Annotated in this window: 8 protein-coding genes; 5 read left to right on the forward strand and 3 right to left on the reverse strand. The window is 37.7% G+C overall.

What is annotated here, in order from left to right:
* On the reverse strand, nucleotides 1-1,414 hold a 1,414-nt coding region (locus QZ055_RS06120; protein ID WP_295825314.1), incomplete at its 3' end, for a nicotinate phosphoribosyltransferase.
* Between the two features lie 310 nt (nucleotides 1,415-1,724).
* Between QZ055_RS06120 and QZ055_RS06125 the strand changes: the two genes are divergently transcribed.
* The 4 genes from QZ055_RS06125 to QZ055_RS06140 all read left to right on the forward strand — a co-directional run bounded on the left by QZ055_RS06125 (nucleotide 1,725) and on the right by QZ055_RS06140 (nucleotide 6,817).
* The gene (locus tag QZ055_RS06125) at nucleotides 1,725-3,173 is read left to right on the forward strand and encodes an aminoacyl-histidine dipeptidase (protein ID WP_295793778.1); all 1,449 of its coding nucleotides are present in this window, start codon (nucleotides 1,725-1,727) and stop codon (nucleotides 3,171-3,173) included.
* A 425-nt stretch (nucleotides 3,174-3,598) separates the two neighbouring features.
* Nucleotides 3,599-4,468 carry a GTP-binding protein gene (locus tag QZ055_RS06130; RefSeq protein WP_227721171.1) on the forward strand — a complete coding sequence of 290 codons (870 nt, stop codon included), beginning with the start codon at nucleotides 3,599-3,601 and terminating at the stop codon, nucleotides 4,466-4,468.
* Complete coding sequence (locus QZ055_RS06135) at nucleotides 4,465-6,000, forward strand: permease (protein ID WP_295825316.1); 1,536 nt, start codon at nucleotides 4,465-4,467, stop codon at nucleotides 5,998-6,000. Before QZ055_RS06130 ends, QZ055_RS06135 begins: the two co-directional genes overlap by 4 nt.
* A gap of 52 nt (nucleotides 6,001-6,052) precedes the next feature.
* Complete coding sequence (locus QZ055_RS06140; protein ID WP_295825318.1) at nucleotides 6,053-6,817, forward strand: TIGR03943 family putative permease subunit; 765 nt, start codon at nucleotides 6,053-6,055, stop codon at nucleotides 6,815-6,817.
* Between the two features lie 136 nt (nucleotides 6,818-6,953).
* On the opposite strand, the gene QZ055_RS06145 is transcribed toward QZ055_RS06140, so the two are convergent.
* Nucleotides 6,954-7,520, reverse strand: a complete 567-nt coding sequence (locus tag QZ055_RS06145) for a biotin transporter BioY (RefSeq protein ID WP_119206547.1) — start codon at nucleotides 7,518-7,520, stop codon at nucleotides 6,954-6,956.
* Nucleotides 7,521-7,855: 335 nt separating this feature from the next.
* Between QZ055_RS06145 and QZ055_RS06150 the strand changes: the two genes are divergently transcribed.
* Complete coding sequence (locus QZ055_RS06150; RefSeq protein ID WP_295825320.1) at nucleotides 7,856-8,443, forward strand: PepSY domain-containing protein; 588 nt, start codon at nucleotides 7,856-7,858, stop codon at nucleotides 8,441-8,443.
* 535 nt (nucleotides 8,444-8,978) lie between these two features.
* Here QZ055_RS06150 and QZ055_RS06155 read toward each other — a convergent pair.
* The coding region (locus QZ055_RS06155; protein WP_295825322.1) for a PLP-dependent transferase at nucleotides 8,979-9,103 on the reverse strand (125 nt) is incomplete at its 5' end.

The following is a 9,103-nucleotide window of genomic DNA, read 5'->3' on the forward strand; positions in this document are numbered from 1 at the left end:
TCATTTGATAGTATCCTGGACTCATATCAAGGTAATGACGATGTGGATTTTCAAAACGTTGTTCTTCAGGCCAAATTTCAGTTTCTAATTGGTCTTTAACATATTGACGAAGCTCATCTAAAGTTGGTAATTCTACTAGTAATTTTCCATCCTTAATAATGAGTTGTTTCATTTCTTTGAAAGTACAGTTTTCAAAGTACAATTCACGCCACGGTTGTTCTGGATCAATATAACGATATGGTTCGGTTGTATCTGGTACCTCTTCTAACAATGTTAATAAATCTGCAATGGCACGACCTTTCTCATTGTACACGCGGTACACCTTTTTAAAGCCTGGGTTCGTAATCTTTTCAACAGATTCGGAAATCTTAATACGAGGCTCCCATACGCCATTTTTTTCAACCCCAGCAATCTTGTAAACTGCACCAAATACAGGATCGCTCTTAGAGGTAATCAGTCTTTCACCTACCCCGAAGATATCGATAGGCCCGCCTTGGATTAACAAGGATGTAATCGTATATTCATCAAGGCTGTTGGAAGCCATAATTTTACAATCTTCTAAGCCTGCTTTATCAAGCATGCGGCGTGCTTTTTTAGCTAAGTACGCCAGGTCACCAGAATCAAGGCGAATCCCTTTTAAACGTTTTCCCATAGGTTCTAATACATCTTTAGCTACTTTAATTGCATTAGGTACACCAGAGTTTAGAACATCATAGGTATCAACGAGGAATACAGCTCCATCTGGATAGACTTCAGCGTAAGCTTTAAAAGCTTCGTATTCTGAATCATGATACATAACCCAACTATGAGCCATCGTACCGCTCACAGGGATGCCAAATTGTTGGCCTGCTAAAACAGTTGCCGTAGACTGCACCCCACCGATATAGGCTGCTCTCGCACCATATACAGCGGCATCCACATTATGAGCTCGACGGGCACCAAAATCAGCTACAACGCGACCATCTGCGGCGCGTACAATACGATTGGCCTTTGTGGAGATAAGGGACTGATGGTTCATCATAGTTAGCACTGCAGTTTCTACGATTTGTGCATCTATGAGAGGCGCTACGATAGTTATAACCGGTTCATTGGGGTAAATAATAGAACCCTCTGGGAATGCATATACATCACCAGTAAAGGAGAAATCTTTTAGATAGTTTAAAAACTCCTCACTAAAAATACCTTGGGCCCGTAAAAAATCAATATCACGTTCATCAAAGTGTAAATTTAAAATGTACTCAACGATTTGTTCAAGACCACCAAAAATGGCAAAGCCACCCTTGTCTGGATTGCGTCTAAAGAATACATCAAACGCGACGCGATCCGTGTTTTCGTGTTGCGTAAAATAGCCGTGTGCCATGGTCATCTCATAAAAATCCATAAGCATACTAATATTGCGACTGTCGTGTTGCATCGGTTCACCAACCTTCTAAAATCTAATGGATTTGTAAAATCGTTAATCGTATAACCTCATTATACATTATTATTCCTATATAGCTAGTCTCTACATGTGCTAATGCTTGCATTACTATCCTAATAATCATTCTTGTGATATAACTATATATATACTAATTATTTATATATTCCATATATATGTCGATGAAAGTTATCACTGAAACAAATCCAATTATTAGTATTAATTCGTATACTAATAAAATTACTACGTATTCAGTGTAATCAACCAATATATATCTATTATTTACATCAGAATGAAAGGAACCATTATGGAATCAATCGTTCAAGCAAAACGCGTATTAGAAATATTTAAAGAAATGAGCCAAATTCCTCGTGAATCTGGCAACGAAAAAGGCATTAGCGACTATATCGTAAACTTCGCTAAAAACTTAGGTTTAGAGGTTCATCAAGACGACCAATATAATGTAGTCATCAAAAAACCTGCATCTCCAGGTTATGAAAATCGACCTTCTATCATCCTACAAGGTCATATCGACATGGTATGTGTTCGTGATCACGACTCTAACCATGACTTCACTAAAGACCCAATTGCCAATATCATCGAAGGCGAATGGATGCATGCAGACCACACTACATTAGGTGCGGATAACGGCATGGGTGGTGCGATGATGCTTGCTATCCTTGAGGATGATAGCCAACAACATGGCCCTATGCAATTATTGTTCACTACGAATGAAGAAACTGGTATGGATGGCGCTTTCGCTATTAAAGAAGGCCAAGTAAGTGGTGATTACTTGCTCAACCTCGATACAGAAGTAGAACACGATTTTACTGTTAGCTGTGCTGGTGGTTGCCACGTTCATGTAAACATTCCTTTATTGCGTGAAAACAACCAACCTGGTTATGATGCAGGCTTATCCCTTACCGTAACAGGCCTTAAAGGCGGTCACTCTGGTATCGAAATCTGCGAACAACGTGCTAATGCTAACCAAGTATTAACACGCGTGCTCTATGACATTCAACAACAATATCCTGTATGCTTAGCATCCTTTGAAGGCGGTGTAAAACATAATGCCATTCCTTCTAAAGCAGTAGCTACATTATCCGTACGCGCTGAAGATGTAGAAGCCATCAAAACTTTAATTGAATATCAAGAGAAACAATATCTCCATGAGTATGGTATCCAAGATCCAGGTCTTAAATTTGTCGTAGAAGATGTCGCAACACCTGATGTAGTCTATGCGGATGATACAACAGAAGCCCTCATTACTTACATCTATCTTGCACAAGATGGTGTTCATTCTGTAAGCAAATCTATCCCAAATCTTGTAGAAACTTCTGACAACATCGCAATCGTACGCGAAAATGAACATACTATTGAAGTACTCATCTCTATTCGTAGTTCTAACAGTAACAGCCTTGAATTCTTAGCAAAGAAAATGCTTCTTCTTGCAAAAACACTTGGCGTATCTGCAGAACGCACTGGTGGCTATCCAGCATGGGAATATGACAAAGGATCAAAACTTGAAGAGCAAGCTATTTCCTTACATAACGAAATGTTTGATACACCAGCGAATGTCAACGCAATTCATGCCGGTCTCGAATGTGGCTTGTTAAAAGGTGTACTACCAAATACACAAATGATCAGCTTTGGTCCTACTATCGTAAGTCCACATACACCAATGGAACGCGTTCATTTACCATCTGTTGAAAATGTATATGTATATCTAAAAGCTTTATTAGCTAAGTTACAATAAACATAAAATAGTAATATTGACTATATACTTTATGTATAATTTGGTATACTAAAGGTAATCTAACTAGAGATTTATATAACGAATTCTCTTCTCACCCTCCTATAAGGAGTTCAGTCAACTCTCCCTCGACTGAGTCTTCTATAGGAGGGATTTTTTTATATTCTTCTCCCCAAATTTAAAATTAATATTTATTCATAGAGGAGTATCTCTTCATATATACGTGAATCGATATATACAATACTTTTCACAATTAATTATGAATATTAAATACATCTGTCACTATACTCATATAAGGTATATAACCAATATATTTAATGAGAATTTTAAGAAAAATAGTACTTTCATAACTATGCATATACCCTAGGGTGTATTTTCTGTGTTATCCTATAGGTGTATACTGTGTTTACATTACTCAGGAGGTACGTATGATCCCTATTGTTATCATATCCGGATTTCTAGGGTCTGGAAAAACAACATTTTTACAACACATACTAAAAGAACATAAATCTACAGATAAAATTTTAATTATAGAAAATGATTTTGGTGAAACCAGCCTCGATGCAGCAAATCTTGCAAAAACAGGGGCTACCATTCGTGAAGTTACATCTGGCTGTATTTGCTGTAGCTTGCAAGGAAATTTCCAACAAGCACTGCTCGACATTCTGCAAAATTACGATGTAGATACCATCTATATTGAACCATCAGGGGTCAGCAAATTAAGCGAAATCATCCATACATGCGAGGATGAAGAGATTGCAAAATCCGCCTATGTTCATGCATCGGTAACCACCGTAGATGCCATGCAAGCACCTATGTTTATCAAAAACTTTGGCCTCTTCTTTAAAGATCAAATCACAAATAGTGATGCCATCTTCTTAAGTCATACCGAAGATATCCAACAAACAAGCATTACAAAACGTATGATTCACGAGTTAGCACCAAATACTCCAATTCACGAAGAAGCATGGAGCACCATTGCGTTACGAGACTATATCAAACGTCTCTATCATTGTCATGATGACCACTCTCTACATGACGAACATCTATTTATGAGCCATACCTTTAAAGACTTGCGTACGCTCACATTAGTTCAATGGAAAACCATCTTAGAAGGTATGCCAGATACCGTACTCCGTGCTAAAGGGATTGTACCGACCGCCGAAGGACCTCATGAGTTGCAATACGGTACCCATTACTGTTCCCTATCCCCTAGTGAGTCCACGGACTATAGCTTAGTTGTTATTGGTACAGATTTTAATGTGCCAATGGTACATAACGAAGTGTGTCAATCATGATACCTGTTTATATCGTTACCGGATTCATCGGTTCTGGTAAAAGTACTTTCATAAATGAACAACTACAATATCGTAAAAAGCTTGGTGGCACAGCATGTATCAGCGCCGAAGAAGGTACTGTATCACTCATCAAAGAAGGATTACAACTCAATCCTGATAGGCTTAGTGCAATTACGCCTAATGAACCCCACACATATAGTTCTATAGCTAATGAAATCGCAAGCTATATCGACAAGGTAAAGCCTAAAGAAATATGGATTGAATGGAACGGTATGATCAGCTTTCACCAACTAGAAGCCTTGCTATATAGTGATAAGCTGCGCCATCTATTACAAATCGAAAAGGTATTATATCTTTGTACAGACCAATTCGTTGCATCCATTTTGCCTGGTTTAGGTAATGATGTAACAAGCCAATTATATAGTGCCGATTGTATCATCACAGAAACCGATACACATCACGCCTTATTACGGACCTATAACAGTGACGCCAAGATTGTAACTGCGCCAGCGCCAGAAAAGGTAGCAGAATTATGCCGCAATTCTACGTGGGGACTCATACCAAATCTATTAGTTATCGGCATTACAGCCTACATACTATTAGTCACTGCATTCCGTCATGACATTCCTTACTCTATTCATCAATGTTTTGCCATCATTACAGGCCTCATTATCGAGGCTATCCCGTTCCTATTATTAGGAACCATTGGATCAACAGTCATTCGCTATTTCGTACCACAAAGAATACTGCTAAAACTATTAGGAAATCATTCTTGGAAGAGCTATGGTGCCGCTATGGTTAGTGGTTTAGCCTTACCAGTTTGCGACTGTGCTATTATTCCATTATTTAAAGCACTTACAGATAGAGGCGTACCATTATCTGTAGCCATCCTATTTATGCTCGCCAGCCCAATCATCAATCCGATTACTATTCTATCCACCTGGTATGCCTTCCCAGATAATCCAATGATCTCCGTATGGCGTATCATACTTGGCCTTGGCGTAGCTTTATTGGTAGCCTTATCATTCCGTTTTATACCACCATCTACGTCTATGATGAAAGCTAAAACGGCACAGAACCTAAGTTATGAAGAAATCGTCTTAGAAGCATCGAAAAGTAAACATATCAATAAAAGAAGATTACTAATTCATATGGAAAAAGAGTTCTCCCAGCTCTTATTCTATTTCTCCATTGCAGCTTGTGTACTATCCGTAGTACAAGTGTATGGAAAGCCTTGGCTCATCAATGCCGGTATCACATTACCTGATGTGTGGTCCATCCCAATTCTGCTATTATTGGCGTTCTTCTTCTCTGTTTGCTCTACATCAGATGCTATTATAGGCAAATCCTTGAGCACTCTGTTCCCTATGAGCTCAGTCATGGGTTTCCTCATCTTAGGACCTATGCTCGATATTAAAAATGTATATATTTTAAAACAATATATGCCTACATCATTTATTCTTCGTCTAGGCTTAACAATTGTTGTTATATCCTATTTAGCCGCATTAGGTTTTCAATTCTTTTTAAGCTAATGTTTAGTCATTACTATTTCAGTTCTTCATGAATATAAAAGGAGATGATTCTATGAAATTAGGACTTAAAGATCGCTTTTCCATTGTGAAAGGCTTACTTTACCTCACCTTAGGTATCTGCTGTGTATACCTAATCGTAACCGGTCGTTATTTGAACTATATCGCACCACGATATGAACTACTGCTAGGCATTAGCAGTGTAGCTCTCATATTAGGCGGATTGGCTACGGTTATTTGGGCTCCATCGCGCTATTATAAACACAACTGGCGCTCTATCGTACCTATCATTATTCCCGTAGTATTGCTCATCGTTCCCCCTGTCCTTGTGCCTACAACTAGTGTTCAAGGTGCTGCACGCATCAATGATGATACAAACAACTTCGACTTTACAAATGATGCCATCGGCGAGGTGATTACTGTTAATAGTGAAAGCAAAGAGCCTGGCATTTCTAAAGATAAAAAAGAAATTGTGTTAAATTCAGATAATTTCTATCAAACAATCGTAAAGGTTGGATCTAATGTAGACCAATACAAAGACTACACAGTATATATGACAGGCTATGTAAACCGCGATGATAACACGCTAAAATCTAATGAATTTACCATCTCTCGTATGGCTATGTCCTGCTGTATTGCTGACGTGGCACCGATTGGCATGACCGCCTATAAACCAGATGGCGATAGTTTAGCCAATGAACAATGGGTTTCTATCGAAGGCAAAGTATCTACACGAGATTTCCACGGTCGTCAACAACCATACGTAGAAATTACAAAAATAAAATCAGCAGAACCTATTTTAGGTTATGTATATCCTTAAACAAACAATCTTAAATCGATAGCCTTAAAGAGGCTTAAATAAATATATAAACAATAAACAAAAACCGAGGCCTAATGCCTCGGTTTTAATAAACATATATTTAGTAAACATATAATAGTATTATATTAGGACTATATTATCGATGTAACTCTTTAACAATTCGTTTGCCAAGAGATGCAGCAACGGCACAAAGGAAGATGTCTGGACCTACGGGAATCAAGAAGCATGTAATAATAACGGCCTCTACCCCAATTGGTTTACCTAAGTACAAATTCATAATGAAGTATAGATAAATCATTCCAAGGCCATACACGATAAATAGATTTAATATAGATCCTGCTAATAGTCGCTTAAAGGACAATGTTTCCATAGTCTCTGCAATACGGCCCACTGCATAAGCACCTACCATAAAACCAATTAAATAACCAAAGGTGGGTTGTAAAATGTAACCAGGACCACCACCAGATGTAAAAATCGGTACCCCAATTAAGCCTAATACAATGTAAATACCAACACTAGCAGCACCTAATCGACTACCTAACACAATGCCTGCGAGGGTAGTAAATAAGATTTGTAATGTAAATGGACAATTAGGTAATGGTACCCGTATGAAAGCACCTACAGCAATTAATGCTACAAAAAGTGCTGTCATCGTTAACTGACGGGTGGTAATGCGACCTTGTTTCGATACTGTGGAACTCATGGTATACCTCCATTGATAACACATCAACAAACTACTAACTACCTAAATTAAATCACTTGTATTTTTAATTGTCAACTATGTATATTGACTTTTAGTTAACTATATAGTCTAATACTATATATACAGCAATTCCAAGTATTTTGTTTTTTTGACTATATATTATAGTTATTATCAATCGTTCATAATAACTAAAAGATATACTCATCTTCATACAAAAAACTTTAAATTTCATTTTATATTCATGTAGCAACATTAAATTATACGTAAGTAGATTGAGTAAAATCTACTTTCACAAAACAGTATATAAAAGTACCTTATATTAGGAGGCATTCATTATGAAAAATGTTAAGAAAGTATCAAAGGTATTATGTGCATTTGGCGTTAGTACAGTATTATTAGCAGGTGTAGTTGGCGCAGCTAGCAACCATGCTTATAACAACAATAGTAACTGGAAAGGCGTTGGTAGCGTAGCTCCATCCGCTCAAGCTAACTATTCTGTTGATTACATGGGCGCTGTTACAGTATTCCAACAAAACTTCCCTGGCGCTACTGTAAAATCTATTTCTTACGATGCTAAACACAACCCTTACTATGAAGTAGAAGGTTACTACAACAACCGTGCAGTAGAACTTAAAGTTGATGAAGCAACTGGCCAAATTGTTGGTAAAGAAGTAAAAGGCTATGCTAAAGCTAACAAAACTATTAACGTTCAAAACATCATCATCCCTGAAGTAGCTGAAACTAAAGCTATGGAAAAAGTTGGTTCTGACTTCCAAACTGTAGAATGGACTGTTGAACGTGAAAACGGTCGTGCTGTATACGAATTCGATATGACAACTGGCGGCGGCAAAAAAGCTGAAGTAAAAGTTGACGGCATGAACGGTAAAGTGTTAAGCGCTAAAGTAAAAAGCACAAAATACTAAGATTTTAATTCATCAAGTGAACCCTATCCTAACCCACTTAGATGACACACTACACATATAACACACATACTATACACACAGTATCCACTGGATACACTCTCTAACACAAACTAACACACAAACTTAGAGAGCCCCCTATGACTCACAAAGGGCTCTCTCAAAACCCTATCTCACACAATAGGTAAAAGGTCTGTGCTCACACACCACAGACCGAACATTATACACACTATACTCCCTTTAAAAGACCTTGGATCGTTGAATCCAAGGTCTTTTTTCTATTCCCTATCCTCTATCTTCTATCCTCCAGATATTACTATATATTTATAGATGTCTACCATAACCCAACAATCTAATTTACAATTAACTAGGATACATTCTTCAACACAAAAAGACCTCCCACGAAGGGAGGTCTTTTGTATAAGTTTTATAGGTCTGATAGTTTGTGTTCTATTTCTTAAGCGAGGTCATGCTCAAGAATGTCATTTGTATGTTCTGAAAGTTTGATCTATAGTATTTCCACAATGGAAGTAAGAAATTATGCTTTATCCAAAGCTTGTGCCAAGTCTTCGATGATGTCATCGATATTTTCAAGGCCGATGGATACACGGATCATATCTGGTGTTACGCCAGCAGATTTTTGTTGTTCTTCGTTAAGTTGTG

This window comes from uncultured Veillonella sp., assembly GCF_905209685.1.
Lineage (GTDB): Bacteria > Bacillota > Negativicutes > Veillonellales > Veillonellaceae > Veillonella.